Below are 24,611 nucleotides of genomic sequence, written 5' to 3'. Positions count from 1 at the left end.
TCAGGGGCGTTCGATGAGGATGGCGCTGGCGTCTTCCATCGCGAGGACCCAGTCGATGGTAGGAGTCGAGCGCAGTTCGATCAGCTCGAGGATCCGCATGAGGTCGTCGTTGAGGTTCCGAGCGAAGATGGGCTCGTGGTGAGCTATGCGGTTACGCAGCTTGCGGATCACTTCGAGGTCGGTATAGATCCGGCTGCGAAGTTGCCGGGCCGTCAGGCCTGAAGCGTTGGGGAACAAGGTCAGGATGTGGGGATCCCACACGCGCACATCGTGACGTGACGTGAACATACTCTGCCAGAACGCGAACTTGAGTTCCGCGACGACCTTCCCGGTTGTTCGGTGCTGGCTGCGTACGGCGAGCAGGTCTCGTTTCGGGCTGTACGTGGGCGCTGCCGGGGATGGCAGGCTTTGCGCGAACGTGGTGTTCCACGGCCACTGCGGGCCGTAGATGGCGGTGAGGGCCTCCGACGCGGCGTTGCGGGTCGCGACCTCGGCGAAGTGCGACGGCAGCATGAACGCGGCGGCTATGCGAGCGTTCCACCCATAGAGAGCCATGGCCTTCGCCTTGTCGCCCCCAACAGCAGTGATGTACGTCCGTGAGCGTGGCTCACTCAGCACGTCGCAAATCGCTGCTTCATCGGTTGGCTTGGCGCTCGGCACGCACAGAAAGTACACTCGATCTCACGAGTCGTGGGACTTGCGGGCTTCGGCCTCCCCCCGCGGACAAAAGAACATCAGAGAGGGGCCCCGCCTGAGCGGGGTCCCTCTCGCTTTGTCTGCCACATTGCGGCCCCTGCGGGCCGCTGAATCTGCCTACTTCGGATCCTGGCCGACGAAGGCGCCAGTGACGAAATGACGGATCCGCGAGCCGCTGGCTAAGCCGCCCCTCAGGGGCCGTTGAGCAGTTTCGGGTCAGTTCGGAACGGTTTCAGTTCCCCGGGAGGGCTGCGTCGGCGTCGTTTCGCAAGTTGTCGGTAACCCAACGAGCTTTCGTCGGCGATCGCACCTAAAATTCATCTCGATCGGTTGGCGTTAGTCAGGGCAACTTGATTCGGCCGGTCGCTCCTCTCTTCGGCGGCCCCGCAAGGGGATCCGTCCGGGTGGTTCGCCGGCGAGTGCGGCAGCTGGGATCTCTCCGAGTAGTTCGGGGTGGTCGCGGCCGTCGCGCCCGCGGCGGGCAACACCGAGCAAGAGAGGAGGGCGTGCGTGCAACCCACTGCGCCCGAAACGAACACCCCGTCCAGACCGCGCTGGAGACATCTCCAGCGTCTGCTCGACTCACTCACCTGGGTTCGAGCAGCGGCAAACGCCTACTGGCTGCTGAAGCACGGTGCGCAAAACGCAACCGCCGACTCAGCGATCAGAGCGACTGCTGAGTCGGCGGTCCATGCGCTGGCGATCCTGCTCGGCCTGCGAAACTGAGGGATCACCTAGCTGCTTGAGGCGCCCGGGGCTCTTCGGAGTTCCGGGCACTTCGCGCGGGTTTTGTCCTTAAGCGGACAAGAACTTACGTGCCGAATTGTACCCACCGTTTGCCAAATGGCACATGCGGTGGCCTGGGAAAACTCAACGACCAGGGCAACCTTGGGCCAAGCAGCGGGCAACCTTTTGCCAGATGGCCCGAGAGCCTTGCGGGCGTCCTTACGCCTCCGGGGCGGGCACCAGCGAGTCGGCGCGAACGCTGAACGGGTACCGGCCGGGACTGTCCTCGAGCACGGATTCCACGAGCGCGTAGCCCTCCTCGTCGAGCTCAAGGACCTCGAACACGGAGACGCCGTTCGCTACCAAGAGCACCTTGTCACCGACCTGAACCATAGCCGCGAGCCTATCCCGCCAGACCGACCGGTACGTGACATGATCGAAAACGTGTTCGAACCTCTGCGCTTGGTCTACCGGCTCAGCGACGGCCGGGTCGTCGAACCCGGCCGTCTGTACCGGGGTCGCCGTAGTATCGGCCGAATTTCGGGCGGATTTGGCGTAGCTGCTGGTCAGTGGGTGCGGGAAGTGCCGGGGCCGATGAGGCTGGTCAGTTCGCGCATCGCCTGCGGGGATCGTTTGAAGTAGCGGCGTAGGTTTTCGGCCTTGCGGGGGTCCCGGTAGTGATCGCGCGAAGAACAACACATATGGCTGGACCAGCAGCGATGGCGTATTTCGGTTCCGGTGGGTTTACGTGTGTGGTGTGGTGCCGCTGACGATGCGGTGGATGGTGGAGCGGCCGACGCTGTACTCGTCGGCCAGGTCCGCGAGGCTCGCGTCGTCGTTGGGGTCGTGGTAGCGCCGGTGTATCGTTTTGCGAGCTGCCAGAGGCAGTTTCGGCTGTTTGCCCTTGAGGCGGCCTTTCGCGCGGGCCTTGGCCATGCCCTCGCGCGTGCGCAGGTGGTTCAGGTTGGCCTCGAATTCGGCGACCATCGCGAGGGTTTGCAGGAAGAGCTTGCCGAACGGGGGCTTACGGAACACCGTCTGATGCCAGGTCATCGTATCCCGTGTGCGGCGCGGACGGACCCGTGGATGCGTTTGGGGCTGGAGCGGCGCCTGCCCTGGGATGGGCGTTTCCAGCAGTGGGGTTTCGGGGGGATGTGTGCATACTGCCTCGGTGGGCTTGGAAATAGAGGTTTGTGTGGTCGGCCTGGGTCCGACGGGTCGCGCCTTGGCGCATCGTGCGATGTGTGCCGGGTTGTATGTGACCGCGATCGATCCGCGACCGGAGCGGTTGTGGTCACCGACTTATGCTTGCTGGGTTGATGAGCTGCCGCGGTGGCTGCCTGCGAGCGTAATCGCCGCCCGTATGGAGGCCATGACGGCGTGGACCAGCACCGAGCACCGGATCGATCGACCGTACTGTGTGCTGTCCAAGCCGGGACTGCGCGATGCGTTGCCGCTGGACGACGCAACCGTGATTGCCGGTCGGGCTACTCGGGTGGACGCCCACGAAGTCGAACTCGCTGACGGCAGGATCATCCGCGCGGCGGTGGTGTTCGACGCCCGCGGGCTACCGTCGGTGAAACAACGGCGTGCGGTCAGCGCGCACGGCGTCTTCGTGTCCGCCGAAACGGCGGCGCCGATGCTTGCCGAGGGTGAGGGATTGCTGCTGGATTGGCGCCCTGACAACGGCGCGGGCCCGCACGAGCCGCCGTCGTTTCTGTACGCGGTACCGGTGGGTGATGGCACGGTGGTTTTCGAAGAGACCAGCCTCGGGCTGCGCGGCGGAATGCCCCAGCATGAACTTCGCAAGCGTTTGCGGAAACGGCTCGCCACTCATGGCATCCGGTTAACCGGTGACGAGCCGAGTGAGTCCCCGCACTACCCACTGGATCAACCGCCACCGAAGAGCGGGGTGGGCACGGTGATTCCGTTCGGCTCGGGCGGCGGCATGATGCACCCGACCACCAGTTACAGCGTGGCCGATTCACTGGCGCTGGTGGACACCGCCGTCGCCGCGGTGTGCGATGAGCGTGATCCGGTTGCCGAACTGTGGCCGTGGCAGGCTCGGCTGGTCTACTGGATGCGGATGCGCGGGCTGTGGGGCCTGGGCCGGCTGACCACCGACCAGTCGATCGCGATGTTCGAGTCCTTCTTCCAAGCCTCCCCGCGCAGGCAGCGGGCGTTGCTGTCCGCCCACGACGACTACACCGCGCTGGGCGCCGTACTGTTCAACACCGTCGCGCACCTGCGTCCGTTCCGCTGGCGCTACGACCTGGTCGGCTGGACCAACCGCAACCGGTGGGTGGGATACGACTTCGATCCCCCCGAACACGGCGGTCGGGGAAACAACGGTCAGGCCGGATCCCACTGACTCGAGGACACACTCCCGCACCTCGCATCGGTAGAGGGGGCGCGATCAGAACAACGTGTCGCGGACACGTAGCGGCCGGTAGCCGGTGGGTCCGAGTGCGGCGAGTTCGGCGTCGATGTCGACCTCGATGGCACCGAAGAAATTGATGTTCTCGCTGTGCGCGGGTGAGATGTGGGCCAGCACATCGTCGTCTATCCGGCGGCCCTGACGGCGCATCTGGTCCACCGCGAGCCCGTAATATACCCTGTCGTCCAGGCGATTACCGCGTTGGTGGCCAGGGTCAGGCACCAGGCTTGTTCGGCCTGGGCTTCCAGGTGACGGGCGCGGAACGCTCCTTCGTGGGCGTAGATGAGGCCGCGTTTGAGGGCATGGATGGATTCGCCCTTGTTGAGCTGGCGCGAGATCTTGCGCCGGTAGGGGTGCCGGTAAGAAACGTGTCACCAACGGCAAACGAGCGTCGGCAAGGATCGTGTCACCAGGTACATGAGGTGTGGCGTCATCGGCGGCGGTCGGCGTTCGGACCGATGAGGCTGGTCAGGTCGCGCATGGCCTGGGGTGAGGGTTTGAAGTAGCGGCGCAGGTTCTCGGGCTTGCGGTGGCGGGACTTGGCCATCAGCTCCAGAAGGCTCGCGCCGGCCTCGCCGAGTTGGGTGAGCCCGGAGTGCCGCAGTTCGTGCAGATCCCAGCCGGTTCCGGGTCCGTCGGTGGCGGTGGCGTCGTCGAGCAGGGCGCGGGCCTGTTCGTAGGACAGCCGCGCGTACCCGGTGTCCGGGCACACGTCGCGGTCGCCGAGGTACTTGCCGGGGCCGGGCTTGCGGTGGCCGACGAACAGCGGCCCGTGGGTGCGGTCCTTGATGAGCCGGGGCAGCAGCCGCGCGGTTCCGGCGTCCCAGTACACGGTTTCCAGGACGTGTTCGGCGTGGGTCGCGCCGCGGCGGCGGGTACGTGGCTTGGCACCCTTGGACTTCACTGGGGCGCAGCGACCCGCGAGGTCGAGGTCTTCGATGTTGACTCCGAGCAGTTCCTCTGCGCGGGCGCAGGTTTCGTACAGCATCCGCCACAATGTCTTCTCGCGGATATGGATGTCGCGGCGGGCGATGAGCCGGTCGATCGCGGCGCGGGACCGGACCGGGGTGTCGGAGTCGGGTGGGGTGCAGCGCTTGGCGCGGTCGGGGACCGCCGGCGCGGTCCTGCCGTTTTCGCGGCACCACGCCAGCCATGCCAGCACCGCGGCGCGGCGCGCGTTCCAGGTATTGACCGCCGCGTCGCCCCAGAGGGCTTCCAGCGCGTCGCCGATCTCGTCGTCGCCGATGTCGGCGAGCAGGCGGCCGAAGTTCGGCAGGCCCGTGGTGGGGTCGGTGCCCATGAGGTGGTTCGCGGTCTTCACCACGGCCGTGGTGTAGGAACGCCGGGTGTTGGGTGAGCGGATCGTGTCCAGGAAGTCATTGGCCGCGTCGATGACTTGCGGGCTGACGGACGTGCGGAGCCGGTGGACGGTGGCGGGCATGGCGGCGTCCTCCATCGGGCTTGCCACGGATAACGGGTCCGCTTCGCGCATCGAGCGGAAGGCGCAGCCCCAAGCCGATCCTCACGTTACCACGGATAACAGCCCGTTATCTGGGGGTGGACCTCTGCGGCCGGACATGTACCCCGGTTGGATGTTTCTCGTCGGCGGGAAGCGGCCGTCATCGTCGGTAGGTTCAGTGGTCGAGTTGTATGTGCTCGTGGTGCGAGCGTGAACAGACTGGATGGTGGGTCGGGAGCGTATGAACGGGTTGGTCAGCACGACGGCAGGGGGGAGTACCGGTAATCCTGCGAGTTCCTTGGATGCTGTAGCCGGTCTCGATGGCGGTGCTTTCGAACTTCCGGAGGGGGTGGATGCTGCCATGACGGAGGTCGAGAAAACACTGGCAGGCAAGTTCGCCGGACTCGACGACACCTTGCGTCGGCCCGCACCGGTGCCAGTAGCAGCCGATCGCGTGCGTCTTCGTCCGCTGTTCACCGTCCTTGCCGGCCAGGTTGGTCCCCGGCCTGATGACCCGGCATTGGTGACCGCGGCGACGGTTGTCGAACTCATTCATCTCGCCACGCTGTGTCACGGTCGGATACGTGATGAAGGCCCAGTGAGTCGGCCTTCTCCGGGTATGTCGGTTCGGCGCGGACATGACATCGACATCCTGACCGGTGATTATCTGTCCGCGCATGCATCGGTGCTGGTGTCGACGCTGGGCCCGGATGCGGCCCGCATCGTCGCGGAGACGTTCGCCACGGTGGTTACCGGGCAGATGCGCGCGAAATTCGTTACACAGCAGGTAGACTCGGTCGCAAACTACCTGCACGTCGCCCGGGAGAAGACCGCCACGTTGATCAGTGCGTGCTGCCGGTTCGGAGGCATGTTCTCCGGCGCGAGCGGCGACTATGTTGAACAGCTGGCCAGGTTCGGGGCCGTCGTCGGCACGGTTGTGCACATCTCCGACGACCTCGCTGGCGCCGTGCCGGCTTTCGCTGGCCCGGCGGGCATCGAGGAATCGGTCAGGCAACAGCTGCACCAGCATGCCGATCTCGCGGACACTGAATTGTCCGCTTTGCCCGACGGTGCTGGTGTCGAGGGCCTTCGGCGGCTCGTGCGCCATCTCGTGGAACGCGCGGTATAAGGGACCGCATTGATCGGCAGCATTGCTCGCAGGACACCAAAGGTCGACATCTGCGTAGTCGGGCTCGGCCCCGCAGGCCGAGCACTGGCACATCGCGCCATGAGGGCCGGGTTGACCGTGGCTGCGGTGGACCCGCGCCCGGACCGGTTGTGGCCACCTACCTTCGGCTGCTGGGTGGACGAACTCCCCTCATGGCTGCCCGCGACAGTGATCGCTACGCGCATCACGCAGCCCGTCGTCTGGACCACCAGGCGGCATCGCATCGATCGTGAGTACTGCGTACTGTCCAAACCTGGGCTCCGCTCGGCATTGCCGCTTGACGATGCCCACATCCTGGCTGCTCGTGCAACGCGGGTCGAGCCGCATCGAGTAGAGCTCTCTGACGGGTCCGCAATCACCGCGGCAACGGTTTTCGATACTCGCGGATCCACGTCGGTGGCTCGGCGCCGCGCGGCAAGCGCCCACGGCATCTTCGTCGACGCCGACACCGCGGCGCCGATGGTCGGCGATGGTGAGGGCCTGCTGATGGATTGGCGACCCGACAACGGCACCAGCTCGAAGGAACCACCCTCATTCCTGTATGCGATGCCACTGGGCGACGGAACAGTCGTTTTCGAGGAAACCAGCCTGGGCTTGCGTGGCGGCATGCCGCAACACGAACTGCGCAAGCGGACAGCGAATCGGCTCGCCGCCCACGGCATCCGACTCACGGGCAACGAGACGTGCGAGGCCGCCCACTATCCGCTGCATGAACCGCCGCCGAAAAGCCGTACCGGGCAGGTGGTCGGGTTCGGCGCCCGCGGCGGCATGATGAACCCGGCCACCGGATACAGCGTGGCCGATTCCCTGACGCTGGCAGACACCGTGGTCACTGCCCTGCAACAAGGAAAGGACCCGGTGGCCGCGCTGTGGCCCTGGCAAGCGCGACTGGTGTACTGGATGCGTGTCCGCGGACTTTGGGGACTGGGCAGGCTGACCACCGAACAGTCGGTCGCTGCGTTCGACTCGTTCTTCAGCGCCGCACCCCGTGGCCAGCGCGCCGTACTGTCCACCCGTGACGACTACATGACACTCGCCGCGCTGCTTGTCAACACGGTCGCCCACACATGGCCGTTCCATTGGCGGTTCGACTTCGTCGGCTGGACCAACCGCAACCGCTGGACGGACTACCCCTTCAGCGCCGCGCCAGACCACACGCAGCAATCACACCTCAGCACCTGGACCTCCCCCTGAGACAACCAGTCAGAACAGACCTCCGATGACGCTTAGAGTCAAGCGGAGACTCGATCTGGCGGTGTGTCGGCGATGTGGGCGAAGGCTTTGTGAGGGTCGAAGGTCTCGCGGAACTGTAGGCAATGGTGCAGTTGGCCGAGCATCTTGTTGAGTAGATGACGCAGCGCGGCGGCATGCCGGTCTCCGTTCGCTCGTCGGCGAAGGTAATGCTGTCGAGCCGGCCTGCACTTACTGGATGCAGTGAAGGCCCAGACCCATCCCGCAGCGATCAGCCGGTCGTTTTTGATCCTGCGATGGGTGATGGAGATCGTCTTGCCAGACGCCCGTGTCACCGGTGCAGATCCTGCGTAGGCTTTCAATGCCCGGGCATCAGCGAATCTGTTTCGATCGTCGCCAATTTCAGCGAGCACCCTCGCGCCGGTGAGATCGGCCAGGCCCGGGAAACTCGTGATGATCGCGTGGTCTGGATGTTTGCGGAATTCCTCAGCTGCGGCCTGTTCCAAGTCGTCGGCTCCGGTGCAGGCGGCGTTGAGAGTGGCCAGCAGAGCGAGGGCGTGTCGGCCCATCGCTTTCTCCACCAGCTCGGGTTGCCGCAGTTGCGGCTGCCTGAGTTGCTCGAGAATCTCGGCAGAGAGGTCATCGATGCCACGCTGGCGTCCCGCGCGCCGCAGTGCGGCGGCGATGCGGGCCTTTGTGAGCCTGGCCGCCTGGGCGGGGGTCGGCGCGATGGCGAGAACGGCACGTGCTTCGGGTTTAGCCAGGTTGGTTGCTGCTCCGTGAGCGAACGTCGCTAGAAAGGACGGGTAATACTCGCGCAGCAGGCTCCGCAGTTCGTTTCCGGCTTTGGTGCGGCGCCAGACCGAATCTTGTTGTGCACGAGCGAGAACCGCAATCGCTCGGGAGAGTTGACTGTCCTCGGGCAACTGGCGGTGCATGTGGGAATCGACGCGCAGAATGTTCGCGAGCGTCATCGCGTCGGCGTGATCAGACTTCGCTCGGGCGACGCTGTGGCGCTCACGATAGCGAGCTACCGCCATCGGATTGATCGCGAACACCGGGCGCCCCACCGCGCGTAGGGCGGCAACCATGAGCCCGCGCGGGGTCTCGATCGCGATCGGGATCGGATCGGCGGCGGTGTCGCCGACGTTGGCCAACAAATCGGTCAGTTCGGCAAATCCTGTTGGGTCGTCGGCGATCCGCTTCTTTGCGAGCAAGGTGCCGTCTTGGTCGACAATCGCGATGTCGTGATGCCCTTCAGCCCAGTCCACGCCGCAGAATCGGTTCAATCTTTCCTCCATCAGGTCAGGTGTTCCTGCTGGTCCAAGACCAGGCGAGAACGCGCGGCGTCCTACTTACGAGCCTCTGCGGGCTTGCCTCCGATGAGCCGTTCGCGATCCCAGCACACCCGCACGGCGCCAGTCCCTTCCAGAGCTCGAACGGCTCACGTTGAACGGGGCGTCCTGTCGTGCAAGCGGACTCGTACCACGAGCTATCTCAACCGCCGACGTCCACCGGACAAGGCCGCCACGCCGTTGCCCTCCTCGGCCGCTTCGCCTGCCGCTGAGCTCTCCAGACCTTTGGCCCATGGTGATGCACACGGATCGATAGCAGCGGCAGGCGAGCGGGCCTGGCCATAGTGCTGAGAAGCATTCTCCGAGAATTATTCCATCTCATGGAATGTGTGCTCAGCCTGGTCGGCCACCCAACGATCACAGGACCATTCCGCACCTCGCCTGTTCTGAGGCTTCGAAGAACCAAGGGTGTCACAAGGTGTCGAGCAACAGACCGAGTAACCGTTAGGAGATAAGTAGGGTGTCGCGCACCCGTAGCGGCCGATACCCGGTCGGGCCGAGTGCGGCGAGTTCGGCGTCGATGTCGACCTCGATCGCGCCGAAGAAGTTGATGTTCTCGCTGTGGGCCGGGCTGATATGGGCCAGCACATCGTCATCTATCCGGCACCCGGCCCGCCGCATCTGCTCGACCGCGAGCCCGTAGTACTCGGTGGTCCAGGCGATCACGGCGTTGGTGGCCAGAGTCAGGCACCACGCCTGCTCGGTCTGGTCTTCGAGCTGGCGGGCCCGGATCATGCCCTCATGGGCATACAACAGGTCCCGGCGCAGCGCGTGCAAGGACTCGCCCTTGTTGAGCTGGCGGGAGATCTCGCGCCGATAGTCGGAATCGGACAGGTAGCGGGCAGCGTAGACGGTGCGGCGCACCGCGCCGTACTCCTTGAGCGCGGTGGCCAGGGTGTTCTGCCGCCCGGACGCGGACAGCTTGCCGACCAGCAGCGAGGCGGTGGAGTGCCCGAACTTCAGCGACCCGGCCAACCGGAGTAGGTCGTCCCAGTGCTCGGCGATCAGCTCGAGGTTGGCCCGCCGTGTCATCAGCGGTCCGGCGTTGGGGAACCGGGCCTCGGTCTCACGGCGGGGTCCGGGCCGGTAGAGGGTGATCTTTCCCAGGTCCCGGATCCGGGGTGAGAGCTGCATCCCAAGCAGGTCGAACAGCCCGAAATTCACCAGGGTCACGCCGTGGGTATCGGTGGCGTGTTCGGTGATCGGCAGATCCGTGGCATTGCCGAGGATTTCATCGAGCACGTAGTGCGCTTCGCGTTTCGTGGCGACGATGATCTTCGTGCCGTAGGTGGCGTGCTGATCGGTGACATGGGTGTAGGTCGACAGCACCCGCCCGCCGTGGATGACCATCTCCCGCGCCGAGGTCGACTTACCACGCACCGGGAACCGCTGCCCGTCACTCGAGGACAGCGTGCCCGCACCGAACACCCTGGTCAGCGGCAATCGCTGGTGGTAATCGATGATCGCCAGATTCGCCGCGCGCAGGGTCTCCTCCCGCACATACCATTCCGACGTCCACGCCAAGATGTCATAGGAGATGCCGCACGCCTCCGCCATCCGGGTCAACCCCAGGTTCGTCGAGTGCGCCAGCAGCACCGCGATGAGGTTGCGCTTGAGCTCCGGGGTGCGGGTCTGTTTGCCCGAGGCGTGGGTGAAGCAGTCCAGGTAGCCGGTGCGTTTGTCCAGCTCGATCAGCAGTGACACGATCGGCGCGAACGGCAGCATCTCGGTCAGCTCCGCCTTCAACGACTTCGCCTCGTCGGGGACGTCTTCGGCGGTCAGCGGCGAGATCACCAGGTCCCCGCTCTCGTCCACGCGGACCGGGCCGTCCCCACCGGCCAGCACCGCCTCCAGCTCCCCGACCGCCTCGTGCAACTCGTCGGTCACTGCGGCCAGGGCTTCACCGGCGTCGGCGGGTTTGCCGACCAGTCGGCAGAACTCGGCGCGCTGCGGGGCCCATTGGTCGGTGGTGAGCAGGTAGGCGGCCGGGTCGGCGTAGCGGCGCGAGCCCGGCACGTACACATCCCCGCTACGCAGCCCGTCGCGCAGCCCCAGCAGCACGCACAGCTCCCAGTAGTGCCGGTACGCGGTGACGCTGCCCGATTTCCGGGCCTCGTCGAGGTAGCCGTGCCACTTGGTCGGGACGAACCTGGCCGGGGCCTCGTCGAACACCTTGCGGCGGCCGGTCGCGTTCATCTCACGCAGCATGTCCACGGCGATCAGTAGCTCGGTCGCCGCGGTCCCGCCGGCGAACCGCACCGCCGCCAGCACCGCCGGGGTGAACTGCCGCAGATAGTTGTAGGACAAATCCAGCGCGGCCAGATGCCCGTGATCACGCGGAAGACGCGGTTTGGCCTGCGCAATCGCCGCCCGCAACCGAGCCCACCCGATCGCATCGCCCCGGATCAGACCACCGATCTCCTCATCGCCGATCTGCGGATCGGTGACGATAGCCAGCAGCTCGTCCAACAGCGCTTGGCGATCCTCACCGGATTTTCCGCGCTCGGCCAACTGCTGCTGCATGCGCCTATCCGCCTGGCCGAACTTCGCCGAGATCGCCTGATCGAACAGCGCCACCACCTCATCGAGCACATCGGTGGCCGACTGCGCCAGCACCGTCAACAGAATTGGGTAGCGGCGCTGCGGGTCACGACGTTCGAGGGCCTGCGGGGTCAGGCGGCGGCCCATCGTGGCCAGGAACCGGCGTCGCTCGGCGGGCAGCACCGACATATCGAGGCGGTCCGCGCCCAGCCCGCGCAGGAAACCCAGCTTGTCGACCTCGGCCTTCACCGCCTGCGCGGACGCCTCCACCGGCGCCGTCGATAGCCACCGCAACCGCGAAACCCCGAGCGAGTCGTCGGTGACCAACAACGAGTCCAGCTCCGCACACCGCTCAGGCGTGAACTCATGCGCGAGGCGGTCGTAGGTCTCGGTCTGCGCCTGGTGGCGGGCGTGGGCGACTCGTTCCACCACCGTGACCGGGCCCGGCCGGATCACCCGTGCTGAGATCAGATACTCGCAAGCGAGTCGGAACAGCAGCGTTGGGGAATCGTGCTCCATCGCCCGCGCCAGCAGGAACTCGTCCAGTTCCTTCGACTCCAGCGGTCCGGCCGCCCGCCAGCCCAGATACTGAGCGGCCAGCCGCACATGCTCGGTACGGGTCTTGGCGCGCTTGCCGTACGAGCCGATCTCCACCGGATCCACCCGAAGCTGCTCGGCGAGCCGGGCCACCGCCACAGGCGGCGCCGTCGTCAACCGGTCCGGCACGAACCCCAGCCACGGCAGAGTGCACAACGCAATCGCCAGCCCCAACCGATCCGCCGCACCCCGGCCACGACCCGGATCCACAAACGCCAGATCAGCCGGGCCCAGCGTGAAATACCGGAACAACTCCTCGCGACTGATCTCCGGGAACCCCCGCAGACGCTCCAACTCCTCGTCCGCGAACACCCTCGTCGCCACGAACCCCGACCTCCAGCACGCCGACCAACCTCATCGGCAGCCAAGCCAAGCACCAACCACCCAGCCCCGCACCCCGAACACGAAACCCTGCCCTACCAAGCCGCTACGCCATATCCGCCCGAAATTCGGCAGATACTACGGCGACCCCGTACCGGCTGCGCAACGGCCGTTGGGCCGAGCCGTGGCCCGAGGCCTGCCCGTGCTGCGGGCAGCGGTTCGGCCCGAGGCGGATGCTGGTCGGGTCCCTGGCCTGCTTGCAGGTCGGCGGCGTCCATCGCCTCCACTGGTGCGTCCGGTGTGGTCACGTCGTCTACACCCCGCCGGTCGCTCCGGACTGCGAGCATCCGGCGACACGCTCGACCTGAGCGAGGTCAGCTGGCGAGATCCAGTAGGTAGCCGGGCGGGTCCTCGTCTTCGGCCGCGCCGCAGTAGCAGGTCTGGGTGCAGTCGGTGCACGTCGAGCAGCCCAGGCACCACGCCGACAGGTGATGGCCGCACTCGGCGTTCCATTCCGCGTCGAGGGTGACCGGGTGCGGGATGAGTGGACCGCCCTGGTCGTATGAGCGAAGCTGCATACCCCGAATGGTCACCCCGGGCACCGACAGGATGTCCGGACGTCGCCACCCGGATCCGTCACTGGTTTGGCTCGTCAGAGCCCGCCAGCTGAGGTGGAGGCGGCGGTGTGCGGCCGCGGGTAAGCCTGCGCGCCAGCGACCGCTGTCCACCGCGGCTCTGCCCATTGAGGCACTCGACCACCTGCAGGGCGGCCTTGCGGCGCTCCTTGTCCTTGGACAAGACCGCGACGAGCACGGCGACCACTCCGCTGGAACGGATCGGGTCGCGCAGCAGCAGCCACAGCGTGATCCCGGCCGGGGTCGCGGCGGCCAAGGAAGCGATCTCGTTCATGATCTGGCCTGGTTCGGGGAAGTTCTCCCGCTGCGGCACTCGCGAGTCTCCGCAGGTAGGGAACGCAGGCCAGTGGGGGTCAGGGCGTCAACGCGTCGAAGCCTAGGACGCCGAGAGGGCCTCGAATGTTCTGTGTTTGTTCTCTTTTGTTCCCCGACTAGCTGCCCGTCGGCACCGCCGCGCGGCCAGCAGGTTCGGGGTACGCCTTGCGTGGCCGTGCGGACGGCACCGGAGCGCGCGGCGAGTGTGGGAATGCCTGGGTGGCGGACGACGGTCATGGCCGGCCCTTCGGGGTCGATGACGACGCCCGGCCCGCGGCCAGCAGCGATGACTGCGGTCGAGAGTAGCCCACGGCCGCAGTCATCGCCGGTTCCGACAGGCCGTGTCCCTGGTGTGGATGCCGCGGCTGGTAGTCGGCAGGTTTGTGGATCCCTATCCATGGCGGCGCAACATAGGCGACGGGGGTGCAAGTCCTTGCGGACCGAACCCCAACCAGCGAATTCGAGGCTTGGAGCCCCTGTCTGTGTGGTCGGTAGAGAATCGGCCTTGTAAGCGAGAGGTCGTCAATTCAAGTCGAACTGATCAACGCTTGGCACGGCGCTCGATGTCGGCTCGTCATGCCACACTTCGCCAACAGAGCTGCCCCTGGCCGGAGGAGAACGAATGGCCGCCACGGATGACCGGCCCATGGTGAGGTTGGTCGCGCACTGCCGCCGCTGCGGCGGCTGGCTGCTGTCGCCGCAGTCGGTCGCCCGAGGGATCGGACCGACCTGCGCCACCCGCGAACGCGCCGAACAGCGCGCCGCAGCAGCACAGTATCCGCAGGAGCTGACCCTGTTCACCATCGCCGCATAGGTCACCAATCCGCCTTCGGTACAGGAGATTTGGGACTCGCATGTCGGAGTTGCTCCGTACCCTGAGTGGACCTGTCGTCGTAAAGGGCTGCGAGCAAGGGGGTTTCGGGGATGTTCAGTCGTCGTAGCGGGTCGGTTGTTCGAGCGTTCGCTGTTGCAGTCTCGGCCGGGATGTTGGCCCTGACCATCGGCTGCACGACGGACTCGCCGAAAGAGCAGGCCGATCGCGAACGTAAGGCGGCCACCGTACAAGTGTTCAAACTCCACATGACCAAGGACCTGTGGGCCCGGACCAAGAGCGATGAGAACTACGAGAAGCGTCGGGTTATCGATAAGCCGAGGAATCTGATCGAAGACCCGGACGGGATGGTGACCGTCGAGCTGACCGGCCCGCAGATGGTCGACTACCTGAAGATCCTCGACTACAACGCCCACGGCGGAGCCGCCGCGCATGACGAGACACTGGCCGGTGCGGTCTACAACGCGGTAGCGCCAGTGATCGACCGGATCGAGACCCCTCCCGCCCCCGGCGCCCCCGCCCCGGAGATCACCATCCACGCGGCGGTCGGATCCGAGGCCCCGAGCTCGACCGCACCCACATCCGCAGCGCCGAGATAGCTGCGTGCCGCTGCACCCCGGTGTGGTTCGCTGGCGAGTTTTGCCTGGTCAATAGATGTTTGGTGGAAGCGCCGGAATTTCCTACTGTCCGGCGTATGGATGACTCCCAGCCCGGGAACGGGATAAGCGCAGGTCAACCGCACCTGCACCCCCCTTCCCTACCTTCTCGCCGCATGAACACAGATCGAAACGAAAACACCCCCTCCAGCCCTGCCGATCGCGAACGACAGCAGCGGCCCAAGGAGGCGGCATGGATGGTGATCTCCGGCGCGCTACGAGGCTTGGGCGACAGGTTGGTCCACCTGCTGACCGACGACCTGGGGAACTGAATGCGGTAGCCCATCGAACAAGAAGGCCGCGCTGTCTCGGCCGGGGAGTCGAGACAGCGCGGCTCACAGCACGCGCGGCGGAAGTTACTCGGCGTCGTCGAGATACCGCCACCGGATCCGGGTGACGACCGTATCCGGGGTGCAACCCTTATGGCTGCCGCAGAAGAACTCCACGAACGCCGCCGGGGTCATGTCCGGGAAGCCCTCGGCCTCGACGTCGTCGGGACCGATGAGTGCCAGGCGCTCGCGGCGGACGTCGAGGACTACGACGTCGACGATACGGACCAGCGGCTCGTCGGGCTTGCGGCCCATGACCTTGCGGCACAGGGTGAGCCGGGTGCCGGGCGTCAGCGTGAGCCAGCCCATGCGGCGGGTGACGGTCTTTCTGCGGTCGCGGACCGCGTCCTCGGTCAGGGAGACCGACATCAGCCTCGGCACGATGCACTCCTATTCGTAGGGAATTCGTTCCAGATCCGGCCGTCGAGTTCGCGGCCGGCCGACTTCGGGGTGCGCCCGCCCCACTGCTTGAAGAAGAACGCCGTCCCGGCCTCCACGCACTGATCCCGCAGGTCGCGTACCCAGTCCGCGTGCATCAGGCGCGCGTTCGGTCCGGATTCTCCGCCGACGATGACCCAATCGATCGCGGGTTCGGGCCGCCATTCGGCGCATTCGCCGCCGCAGGCGCATTCGAACCGGTCCGCGTCATCCGGCCAGCGGCAACCGCAGCCCCCTGGGCACGTGCGGGTGAACAGGAACCGGTCCAGGTCGATCGGCCCCAGCAGCGGTTCGCACGACAGGAACCGCACCGCGGCCGGTGTGGCGAGCAGATCGGTGATGCGGTGGGTGACCGCGCCGTTCTCGACGCTGGTGCCCAGCCACAGGTTCGGCGGGAACACCAACCCTCGTTCGGCCAGCCGCCGCGCCCGCGACGGGCGCTTCGTCAGCACCTGGTAGGTGTGCTGCGGGGTGGCGGCGATGACGTCGATCACCGCCCGGACGAAATCCTCGCCGACTTTGGCGTGGAACAGATCCGACATGGAGTTCACGAAAACCATGCGCGGAGTACGCCAGCGGCGCGGGATATCGAGCGCGTCGGGGTGTTCGGTAACCCCGAACCCCGGCCCGGAAGTGCGCGCGTCGCCGTCACGCTGATACTTCGCCGAGCCCATCGCCTTGAGCCGTTTCGCCATGCCCATCGCGTAGCAGTTGTCGCACCCGGTGCTGATGCGGTCGCACCCGGTGACCGGGTTCCAGGTGACGTCGGTCCATTCGATCGCGGTCATTTCAGGTCCTGTCCTGTCTTCTGGTTGTAGACGGTCTGCTGAAGATCTGGTGCACGGGAATCCCGGCTGGCCCCCGGCAGTCGGCGCCGGGACGCTCATGCGATCGCCTCTGCGGTGTGCAGCACCGCACGCAGCCGTTGCCCGATCCAGGCACCGACCGCCGGGGAGACGGCGTTGCCGAAGCCGTCGACCTGGTCGCGTGCGGTCCCCCAGACGACGAACTCGCCGGTGTGGCCGGGGAAGTCGGTGTCGAATCCGCAGCCGCGGCCCACTTCGTGGGCGGCCATCATGCGGAAGTAGCAGTCCTCCAGCGCGAGATCGGCCAGCGCAGCTCGCCATCCGGCGGTGAGAAGGCCCGTGGTATCGCGGGAGGTCAAGGTCCCGAACGGGTCGATGACCGGGTGGGGTGCGGTCTCGGTCCCCGAGGGCCCGTTCTGCTTGTACCAGCCGCCGAACAGCAGGGCCTGCGACGCGGACGCGGTGATGGTGCCCAGTGGGTCCGCGACCGGGTGGGCGCGGTACTTCGCTTCGTCGATGGCGCCGTTGTTCTTGATCACCCCGGCGGCGGTGAGCACGCCGGGGATCTGCTCGGAAGTGACAGTCGGCATCGCTTCGGCGTAGGTGGTCGGCAGCGTGTTCTTCCGGAACGGCACCACTCCCGTCGAGAGCAGACTCAGCGTCTGCGAGCCGCCCTGGGTGGGCAGCGGGTCATCGGCCCCGCGCGGTGCGCCCTGGAAGTTGTTGACCGCGAGCAGCACCGCCTTCTCGTGGGTGGAGGTCACGGTGTCCATCGGGCGGCTCAAGTGCTGGCCGTCGCCGTTGTGGCGGTGTGCGGCGAACACGTGCCCGGTCGACAGCAGCGCGGTTTCCTGCTGGCTGGTCTGGGTGGCCAGGGGCTGGCTCAGGGTTCGTTCGGTGCCGTGCACGCTCTTGGCGGGCATGAGGATCGCCGGGAATTCGGCGAACTTCGCTCGGCAGCGTTCCGCGCGCGCCATCGTCGCGGGCCGCAACGGGCGCTTGCGGTCCCCGATCCGGGTGCCCAGGTTGGTGAGGTCCAGCGCGTGCAGTGACGGTGTCATCGTCGGCACGACCTCGCGGTGGCAGCGCGGGCAGCGGTAGTTGTACTGGGTGCCATAGCGGACCGCGCCGGTCGGCGGCACACCGGTCTTCCACGACCACACCGCTTCCACGACCTCGTCGCAGTGCCCGCACCGCGCCAACGGCCGATGATCCAGATCCGGCGCCGGGAGACGGCGATCCCAGAACACGATGTACAGCCGATCCCTGCTCTGCGGTACCCCGAAGAACATCGAGTTCAGATACAGAATCTTGTGCTCGTAGCCGAGGTTGCCGAACGCGCGCAGCCACCACCGGTACGTCGACCCGTCACCGACCTTGCGGCGGCCCGGAATCGCCGGACCCCACGAGGTGAGTTCGGTCGTGCACTCGACCAGGATCATGCGCGGATGATTCCGATCCGCGTAGTGCAGCACGCAATTGGCGGTCGCCCGGTCCCGCTCGGAGCGGGTCACGCGATCCTCGTAGTCGGGGTCGTCGAGGTCGAACAGGCTCACGCCCTGCTCGTAGGCCTTCTGCGTGTTCGCCTGACTGTGGTTCACACACGACACCCCCGCCACCAGCAGGTCCGCGGCGGGCAGGTCGCGGGCAGAGTGATAGTCCGCCGCATCCGGATCGACGAGGTCGGCGATCCAGTGCTGCGCGTGCGGGTGGTTCGCCTCGTGGACCTCGACTTTGTAGGTGTTGTGGTTGGCCGCCAGGATCGTGGTGAATCCGGCCATCTCGATTCCCCTGGTCAGGCCACCGAACCCCGAGAACAGATCCACCGCGACCAGATCGTCGTGGCGGAACCGGCGACGACGAGTCGCGGGCCGATGCGTAGCGGTGCGCGGCCTGGTCGAGTCACGTCGGGACATGAACCCCTCCTTGCAGTTCCAAAACTGTGCAGTAATAAAACTGTACAGTGCGACTCGGGGGGCTGCTACAGTTTTGACACTGCAAACCTGTCCTAGACTCGTCGGCGACGCCGTGAAGCCCTGACAGAAAGCGACTTCCGAATGCCGCCCGACCCCACCCGAACCCGGCCGGTCGAAGACCTCGACCTGGCGGACCGATCCGCGCAGATCCGCCAGGCCCGCGCCGACGGCGAGCAGCTCCCCGCCGGCCGCCTCCTCGGCCTGCCGGAACTGCCGAACGGGGACATGTGGGTCGACATCGCCGGGGTCGAGGCGATCACCGAAATCCCCTCGCGCACCGTCACCGGCTGGTTGGCGCGCGGCGGGCCGAAGAAGGCCCCCTTCCCCGCCCCCCACCGCATCCTGTATCGCCTCTACTGGCCGCTGTCGGTCCTCGAGACCTGGCACGAGGACTACTCGCGCGGAGCCTGACCGGCCACGCGCCACGACATAAGAACAGACGGAAGAGGTCCCACGCTGGTATGCGGGCCTCTTCTCGCCCCGGTCAGATCAGGATCACCAGCACGACGAACACGAGCAACACCAGGAGCGCTCGCGGTACCCACCAGAACGTGCTGCGGCGGAACGGGGTCAGGTCGATCACGCCCTCCCGTTCCAGCTGGAGAAGTCGCCCCGCCGCGGCCATCCTCTCCGGGGTGATCGCAGGCGGCTGTGGCCGCCGGTACGGGCAGTAGGGCGTCTCGTGCCATCCGAGCATGCAGTGCGTGCACTCGAACCGGTATTGAGTCATCCCGCCGCACCTCCCCTTCCCTCCGGCGCGCGCCCGCTCGCGGTCGAGCACCGTCTCGGTGTGGTGTGAGCGTAACGGTGAAGCTCCGGAGCTGTCGGTAACTCACACCTCCAGTGCTCATACCCAAACCCTCTACCCCCGCGACCCTCATCGCGTTTCCTCCCCCAAACCCACTCCAACCAGCGCACTTCCACCCATCTGCGCTAGGCTCTACCTACCACCCTTCGAACACATGTTCACACCTTTTGCATTCTTGGGCACACCGGCTGTGTGTGGTCTGACCTGCAACGACTGGTTCGTCCGTACCGTCGGTTATGTGATGTCTCCGCACAGGCTCAGCGCGGACGCTGGTGTCGACTACTACACGAGATGCGTTGCGGTGCATGACGGCCACGAGCGGGGCCGCGCGAGCCTGTCGGACTACTACTCCGATCGCGGTGAAGCGCCAGGGATCTGGCTGGGTTCGGGGCTGATCGCGTTCGACGACATCACCGCCGGAGACACAGTCGACGAAAAGCAAATGGCCGCCCTCTACCGGGAGGGTCGACATCCGAACGCGGAGGCGATCATCGCCGCCCGCCTCGCGGCTGGCGACTCCCCAGCCGCCGCCCGCAAGGCCACACAGCTGGGACGTCCGTTCTACCAATTCAAAGTGCCCGAAGGCAGCTTCCGCCACGTCGTCGCTCAGCAACTGGAGGCGTGGAACGTCGCGGCGGGCCAGGCCGAGGACGCGCCCGTGCCCAAGGAGGTGCGCGAGGAGATCCGCACCCGGGTGGGCCGGGAGATGTTCACCCAGGAGCACGGCCGCGCACCTCACGAGGGGCCGGAGCTGACCGACTGGATGGCGCGGCATTCTCGTCCGGAGCGCCGGGCCGTCGCCGGTTTCGATCTCACGTTCTCAGCGGCCAAGTCGGTGTCGGCGGTGTGGGCGTTGGCGCCACGCGAGATCGCCGAGAAGATCGAGGCCGCGCACGCCGCCGCCATCGCCGACGCGTTGGCCTACCTCGAAAGACACGGCTGCTACACGAGGTTGGGCACCGACGGGGTGCGTCAGGTCGATACCGAGGGCATGATCGCGACCGCGTTCCTGCACCGCGATTCCCGCGCCGGTGACCCGAACCTGCACACCCACGTCGTGGTGTCCAACAAGGTCCGCACCCTGGACGGGCGCTGGCGGGCACTGGATGGCCGGATGGTCTACCAGCACGCGGTCACGGCCAGCGAGATCTACAACGCCCGCCTCGAGCAGCACCTGGGCGACGCGATCGGCGTCCGGTTCACCGACCGGCCCGCCCGCGACGCCAGCAAGCGCCCGGTCCGCGAGATCGCCGGTGTCGCTACCGAACTGATCGAGCTGTGGTCGCAGCGCTCGACCAGCATCCGCGCCGAACTCGCCACGTTGACCAGGCAGTTCCAGGCCAAGCACGGCCGCGCGCCGATCCCGGCCGAGGTGTGGAAACTCGCCCAAGTCGCCACGCTCTCTACCCGCGCCCGCAAGCACGAACCCCGCGCCCTGGCCGAGCAGCGCGCCACCTGGGAGCAGGAAGCGATCGAGCTGCTCGGTTCCCGCGCCGCGGTCGACGAGCTGCTCACCGACACCCTCGCACCCGGCAGTCTCCAGCTGCCGGAGGTGGATGAGGCGTGGATCGAGCAGACCGCGCGCCGCGTCGTGGACACCGTCGCCGCACACCGCGCCACCTGGAAGCTCAACCACATTCGCGCCGAGACCGAACGCCAGCTACGCGGCCAGGTCAGCACCCGGCAGTGGGCGCAGGTGGCGGAGCGGGTCGTCGCGGTCGCGTTGGCCGAGCCGTGTTCGATCCCGCGCGGTGTGCCGGATCCGGTGCCCGCGGTCGGTGTGCTGTGCCGCCGTGACGGCACCAGCGTCTACACCACCGCCGACTCCACCCTCTACACCGCCCGCGCGATCGTCGACGCCGAACAGCGGCTCATCGCCGCCGCCCACCTCGACGGCGGCCGCACCATCCCGGCCGCGGCGGTGCAGCTGGCGCTGGTCGAGTTCGCCGCCAACAACCACGGCCGCACCCTCAACCCCGGACAACGCGCCCTCGTCGAGGGATTCGCCACCTCCGGCGCGCGGCTGCAGGTCGCGATCGCCCCCGCCGGAACCGGCAAGACCACCGCCATGCAGGTACTCACCCGTGCCTGGACCAGCGAGGGCGGCATCGTGCTCGGTCTGGCGCCGACCGCTGCGGCCGCGGCGGTGCTGGGTGAGGAGATCAACGCCCCGACCGCGACGATCGACATGCTCACCGCCCTTATCGACGACCCCATCACGATCTTCGACCCCGATAGCCCCGTCTGGCTGCGGCGGATTGATCACCGCACGTTGGTGATCATCGACGAGGCCGCGAAAGCCTCCACCCGCCAACTCGACACCGCCATACGGTTCCTGCTCGCTCGTGGCGCCAGCGTCCGCGCGATCGGCGACGACCAGCAGCTGGCGGCCGTGGCCGCCGGTGGAGTGATCCGCGACATCGCCCACGCCACCGGCGCTCTCACCCTGACTCAGGTCATGCGGTTCACCGACGCTGGTGAGCGCGCCGCCAGTCTCGCGCTGCGCGAGGGTGATCCGGCCGCGATCGCCCACTACGTCGACCACGACCGCGTCCACGTCGGCACCATCGGCGCCGTCGTCGAGGACGCCTTCCAGGCGTGGGCCGCCGACACCGCCGCCGGCCGCGACTCGGTGCTGCTGGCACCCACCCGCGACCTGGTCACCGAGCTGAACACCCGGGCCCGCGACGCCCGCCTGGCCCGAGACCCTGCCGCCCACGTCCGGAGGGAGGTCACTCTCGGTGACGGGCTGGCCGCCAGCGTCGGTGACATCATCACCACCCGCAAGAACGCCTACCGGATGCGGATCTCCGCCACCGACCACGTCCGCAACGGCTACCGCTGGAGGGTGCGAGCCGTCCACCCCGACGGACGGATCACCGCCGCGCACATCGGATCCGGGCGGCTGATCACCCTGCCCGAGGACTACGTCGCCGACTACACCACCCTCGGCTACGCCACCACCATCGACGCCGCCCAAGGCCTCACCGTCGACACCGCGCACACCGTGCTGGTCGGCGGCGAGTCCCGCCAGCAGGCATACGTCGCGCTCACCCGCGGCCGCCACGAAAACCACCTGTACGTCGCGACCGCCCACGACGGCGAGGACACCGCACCCGAAGCCCTCGACGCGATCCACCCACCGACCGCGCTCGACGTGCTCACCGGCATCCTCGGCCGTGACGGCGCCCAGGTCTCCGCCACCACCGCCCAACGCCACGCTGAAGATCCCCGCGCCCAGCTCGCCCACGCCGCCCGCGCCTACACCGACGCGATCAGTGTGGTCACCCAACAGCGCACCGACCCCACCGTGCTGGAGCGCATCGACGCCGCGGCCGAACAGCTCGCGCCGGGACTCACCAGCGAGCCCGCCTACCTGACACTGCGCCAGCAGCTCTCCACCCTCGCGGTGGCCGGACACGACCCCGTCGCGGTCCTCACCGACGCGGGCGCGCGCCACCAACTCGACACCGCCGCCGACCGCGCCGCTGTCCTGAGCTGGCGCATCGACCTGACCAGCAGCCGCGACGGCGCCGCCCCGTTGTCGTGGCTGCCCACCGTGCCCGCCGGCCTGCTGGCTGACCCGGAATACGGCGAGCACCTGCGCGCCAGGGCGCAGCAGATCACCGACCTGGTCGCCGAGATCGACACCGCCGCACGGGCCTGGACCACCAGCACTGCGCCGATGTGGGCCAAACCCCTCGTCGACACCAACCCGGCCCTGCGGTCCTCGCTCGCCATCTGGCGCGCCGTCCACGACATCCCCGACAACGATCGCCGCCTCACCGGCCCCGAACAACGACCTGGCACCCTCGCGCATCAATCCCAAGCGGGGTTCCACTACGAGATCGCCCGCGTCCTGGGCGACCGCGACGCCGACGTGCGGCGCTGGCACGCGACCGCGACCGCGCTGGACTCACGGCTGACCGACGACCCGTACTGGCCGGTGCTGGCCGCCGAGCTGACCCGCGCCGCCGCAACCGGTCTCGACGTCCCCGCCACCCTGCGCACCGCGCACGACCAACGACCGCTGCCTCTCGAGCAGCCCGCGGCCGCGCTGCGCTGGCGCATGGCCGAGCACCTCGACGAGGGCCACGACCGCGAATTCGTCGACCTCATCGCCGAACTCCGCAGCCAGGAACTGCGGGCACTGCGTGATGCCGCCCTCGCCCGTGAGGTCACCAGGCGCCACAACCACCTGCGGTACACCAACGTGCGGTTCGGGCCCGACCGGCTCACCCTTGCCCTCCGAGCTCGCGAGCAGCTGATCGAGGACCACCGCCGCCGCGACGACCAAGCCGCCGACATCCGCACCGCCCAAGCCCTCGAACCTCAGAACACCGAAGACACTCGCGACGTAGCCGCCGCGCGTGCCGCCTGGCGCGCAGCATGCGCCGATGTCGCGGCCCTGCGGTGGTGGCACAGCCGCCAAACCCGTCTCGATCGCGAACAGGCCGTCGCCGCCGCTGAAGAAGCGCTCAACCAGGCCGCCGACCGCCGCGACGCCACCCGCGCGCAACTCAGCGAGCTGCGCGCCCGCATCGGTGCGCACGAATCCCTCTGGCCTCGCCTGCTCACCGAAGCCACCGACACCGCCGCACGCGACCAGGCCCTCGCCGACGCCGACCGCGAGATCGCCGCCGGACAACACGACCGCGACCGCGCCGACGCATACCGCGCGCAACAACGCGCCTGGGCTCAAGCCCCCGTCGACGAGCAGCGGCGCCGCGCCGAGCTTCCACCCGACCAGCTCGAACGGGAAAACCGCGCCCGCGCCGAGATCCACGCCCAGGACCACCCTCTGCCTTCCCGCGAGGAAATCGCCCAGCAGCGCGCCGAACAACGACGCCAGCAGCGTGAGGCCGAGCGGGAACGCCAGCGCGAGCGATGGGATACCCCGATTTTCGACAACAGCCCTTCCCGCGACACCGGTTACAGCCTGTAAGTCGTCGGTCGCCCCGCCTAGGCTGCCGCGCCCTCCCTCGCGGGAGGGCTTGCCACACAACCCCAACCGCGACGTAGGTCAGAACGGGATGCTCCGGGAGCAAGTTATAGAGATCGATTATCTAAGTGGTGACGACGGTGCGTTGCCCCGCCTCTGGTGGCAAGCGAGCGAAGCTCGTGCGGCAGCACCTTCCGAGGCGACCAGCACGCCCAACCGCAGCGTCCGTACCCGCCCGGCGGCCGCCGCCATTCCTCCCCCACTCCTCCCCGAATGCGATGCCAATGTTCGGTGTGTCCGTCCCGGCCCGAACCGGTTTCTCGACCACCCTTGAACCAGGTACGCAGATCGAGGGTGGTCGGGAAATCGGGAGCCTGCGGACG

The 24,611-nt window shown here is 67.3% G+C and carries 20 protein-coding genes and 1 pseudogene; 8 read left to right on the top strand and 13 right to left on the bottom strand.

Going from position 1 to position 24,611, the window contains the following annotated elements:
* The 3 genes from U3653_RS23165 to U3653_RS23155 all read right to left on the bottom strand — a co-directional run bounded on the left by U3653_RS23165 (position 1) and on the right by U3653_RS23155 (position 2,475).
* Positions 1-660 carry a hypothetical protein gene (locus U3653_RS23165; RefSeq protein WP_323124752.1) on the bottom strand — a complete coding sequence of 220 codons (660 nt, stop codon included), beginning with the start codon at positions 658-660 and terminating at the stop codon, positions 1-3.
* A gap of 981 nt (positions 661-1,641) precedes the next feature.
* Entirely contained in the window at positions 1,642-1,815 is a 174-nt protein-coding gene (locus U3653_RS23160) for a hypothetical protein (RefSeq protein WP_195078893.1), read from the bottom strand.
* A gap of 351 nt (positions 1,816-2,166) precedes the next feature.
* Positions 2,167-2,475 carry a recombinase family protein gene (locus tag U3653_RS23155; protein WP_323124751.1) on the bottom strand — a complete coding sequence of 103 codons (309 nt, stop codon included), beginning with the start codon at positions 2,473-2,475 and terminating at the stop codon, positions 2,167-2,169.
* Between the two features lie 67 nt (positions 2,476-2,542).
* On the opposite strand from U3653_RS23155, the gene U3653_RS23150 reads away from it, so the two are divergent.
* Positions 2,543-3,793 (top strand): lycopene cyclase family protein, encoded by a 1,251-nt coding sequence (locus U3653_RS23150; RefSeq protein WP_195078892.1) that lies wholly within the window; start codon positions 2,543-2,545, stop codon positions 3,791-3,793.
* Positions 3,794-3,838: 45 nt separating this feature from the next.
* Here U3653_RS23150 and U3653_RS23145 read toward each other — a convergent pair.
* Positions 3,839-4,209: pseudogene (locus U3653_RS23145) on the bottom strand (Tn3 family transposase); the annotation flags it as partial.
* An 80-nt stretch (positions 4,210-4,289) separates the two neighbouring features.
* A complete protein-coding gene (locus U3653_RS23140; RefSeq protein WP_195078891.1) occupies positions 4,290-5,300 on the bottom strand; it encodes a tyrosine-type recombinase/integrase in 1,011 nt (336 codons plus the stop codon).
* Positions 5,301-5,679: 379 nt separating this feature from the next.
* Here U3653_RS23140 and U3653_RS23135 point away from each other — a divergent pair, with 379 nt between their 5' ends.
* Both U3653_RS23135 and U3653_RS23130 read left to right on the top strand, forming a co-directional pair.
* Positions 5,680-6,447, top strand: coding sequence for a polyprenyl synthetase family protein (locus U3653_RS23135; RefSeq protein ID WP_195078890.1), 768 nt, complete (start codon positions 5,680-5,682; stop codon positions 6,445-6,447).
* A gap of 9 nt (positions 6,448-6,456) precedes the next feature.
* Positions 6,457-7,680 carry a lycopene cyclase family protein gene (locus U3653_RS23130; protein ID WP_323124750.1) on the top strand — a complete coding sequence of 408 codons (1,224 nt, stop codon included), beginning with the start codon at positions 6,457-6,459 and terminating at the stop codon, positions 7,678-7,680.
* A 38-nt stretch (positions 7,681-7,718) separates the two neighbouring features.
* On the opposite strand, the gene U3653_RS23125 is transcribed toward U3653_RS23130, so the two are convergent.
* The 4 genes from U3653_RS23125 to U3653_RS23110 form a co-directional block, all read right to left on the bottom strand.
* Positions 7,719-8,981: an IS110 family RNA-guided transposase gene (locus U3653_RS23125; RefSeq protein WP_195078968.1), complete on the bottom strand. Its 1,263-nt coding sequence runs from the start codon at positions 8,979-8,981 to the stop codon at positions 7,719-7,721.
* A gap of 495 nt (positions 8,982-9,476) precedes the next feature.
* A complete protein-coding gene (locus tag U3653_RS23120) occupies positions 9,477-12,494 on the bottom strand; it encodes a Tn3 family transposase (RefSeq protein ID WP_195078889.1) in 3,018 nt (1,005 codons plus the stop codon).
* A 371-nt stretch (positions 12,495-12,865) separates the two neighbouring features.
* Positions 12,866-13,069 carry a hypothetical protein gene (locus tag U3653_RS23115; protein WP_195078888.1) on the bottom strand — a complete coding sequence of 68 codons (204 nt, stop codon included), beginning with the start codon at positions 13,067-13,069 and terminating at the stop codon, positions 12,866-12,868.
* A gap of 58 nt (positions 13,070-13,127) precedes the next feature.
* Positions 13,128-13,439 carry a hypothetical protein gene (locus U3653_RS23110; protein WP_195078887.1) on the bottom strand — a complete coding sequence of 104 codons (312 nt, stop codon included), beginning with the start codon at positions 13,437-13,439 and terminating at the stop codon, positions 13,128-13,130.
* Positions 13,440-14,063: 624 nt separating this feature from the next.
* Here U3653_RS23110 and U3653_RS23105 point away from each other — a divergent pair.
* The 3 genes from U3653_RS23105 (at position 14,064) to U3653_RS23095 (ending at position 15,201) form a co-directional block, all read left to right on the top strand.
* The gene (locus tag U3653_RS23105) at positions 14,064-14,255 is read left to right on the top strand and encodes a DUF6011 domain-containing protein (protein WP_195078886.1); all 192 of its coding nucleotides are present in this window, start codon (positions 14,064-14,066) and stop codon (positions 14,253-14,255) included.
* 110 nt (positions 14,256-14,365) lie between these two features.
* Positions 14,366-14,872 (top strand): hypothetical protein, encoded by a 507-nt coding sequence (locus U3653_RS23100; RefSeq protein ID WP_324722465.1) that lies wholly within the window; start codon positions 14,366-14,368, stop codon positions 14,870-14,872.
* A 173-nt stretch (positions 14,873-15,045) separates the two neighbouring features.
* Positions 15,046-15,201: a hypothetical protein gene (locus tag U3653_RS23095; RefSeq protein ID WP_195078884.1), complete on the top strand. Its 156-nt coding sequence runs from the start codon at positions 15,046-15,048 to the stop codon at positions 15,199-15,201.
* A gap of 84 nt (positions 15,202-15,285) precedes the next feature.
* Here the strand turns inward: U3653_RS23095 and U3653_RS23090 are convergent, their stop codons facing one another.
* From U3653_RS23090 to U3653_RS23080, 3 genes are all read right to left on the bottom strand, one after another.
* Positions 15,286-15,639, bottom strand: coding sequence for a hypothetical protein (locus tag U3653_RS23090; RefSeq protein WP_323124749.1), 354 nt, complete (start codon positions 15,637-15,639; stop codon positions 15,286-15,288).
* Entirely contained in the window at positions 15,627-16,484 is an 858-nt protein-coding gene (locus U3653_RS23085) for a DUF5131 family protein (RefSeq protein ID WP_195078883.1), read from the bottom strand. The genes U3653_RS23090 and U3653_RS23085 overlap by 13 nt, the downstream gene beginning before the upstream one ends.
* Positions 16,485-16,579: 95 nt before the next feature.
* The gene (locus U3653_RS23080; RefSeq protein ID WP_195078882.1) at positions 16,580-18,418 is read right to left on the bottom strand and encodes a DNA cytosine methyltransferase; all 1,839 of its coding nucleotides are present in this window, start codon (positions 18,416-18,418) and stop codon (positions 16,580-16,582) included.
* Between the two features lie 141 nt (positions 18,419-18,559).
* Between U3653_RS23080 and U3653_RS23075 the strand changes: the two genes are divergently transcribed.
* Positions 18,560-18,889: a hypothetical protein gene (locus U3653_RS23075; RefSeq protein ID WP_195078881.1), complete on the top strand. Its 330-nt coding sequence runs from the start codon at positions 18,560-18,562 to the stop codon at positions 18,887-18,889.
* Between the two features lie 73 nt (positions 18,890-18,962).
* Here U3653_RS23075 and U3653_RS23070 read toward each other — a convergent pair whose 3' ends face one another.
* Positions 18,963-19,208 (bottom strand): hypothetical protein, encoded by a 246-nt coding sequence (locus U3653_RS23070; protein ID WP_195078880.1) that lies wholly within the window; start codon positions 19,206-19,208, stop codon positions 18,963-18,965.
* A 232-nt stretch (positions 19,209-19,440) separates the two neighbouring features.
* Between U3653_RS23070 and mobF the strand changes: the two genes are divergently transcribed.
* On the top strand, positions 19,441-24,231 hold the full coding sequence (mobF, locus tag U3653_RS23065) for a MobF family relaxase (RefSeq protein ID WP_323124748.1): 4,791 nt from the start codon (positions 19,441-19,443) through the stop codon (positions 24,229-24,231).
* Positions 24,232-24,611 lie beyond the last annotated feature (380 nt).

Origin of the sequence: Nocardia implantans, assembly GCF_035544775.1 — a bacterium.
In the GTDB taxonomy this organism is placed as follows: Bacteria; Actinomycetota; Actinomycetes; order Mycobacteriales; family Mycobacteriaceae; genus Nocardia; species Nocardia implantans.
The sequence above is the reverse complement of the archived record's forward strand: the minus strand, read 5'-3'. Positions and strand labels throughout refer to the sequence as shown.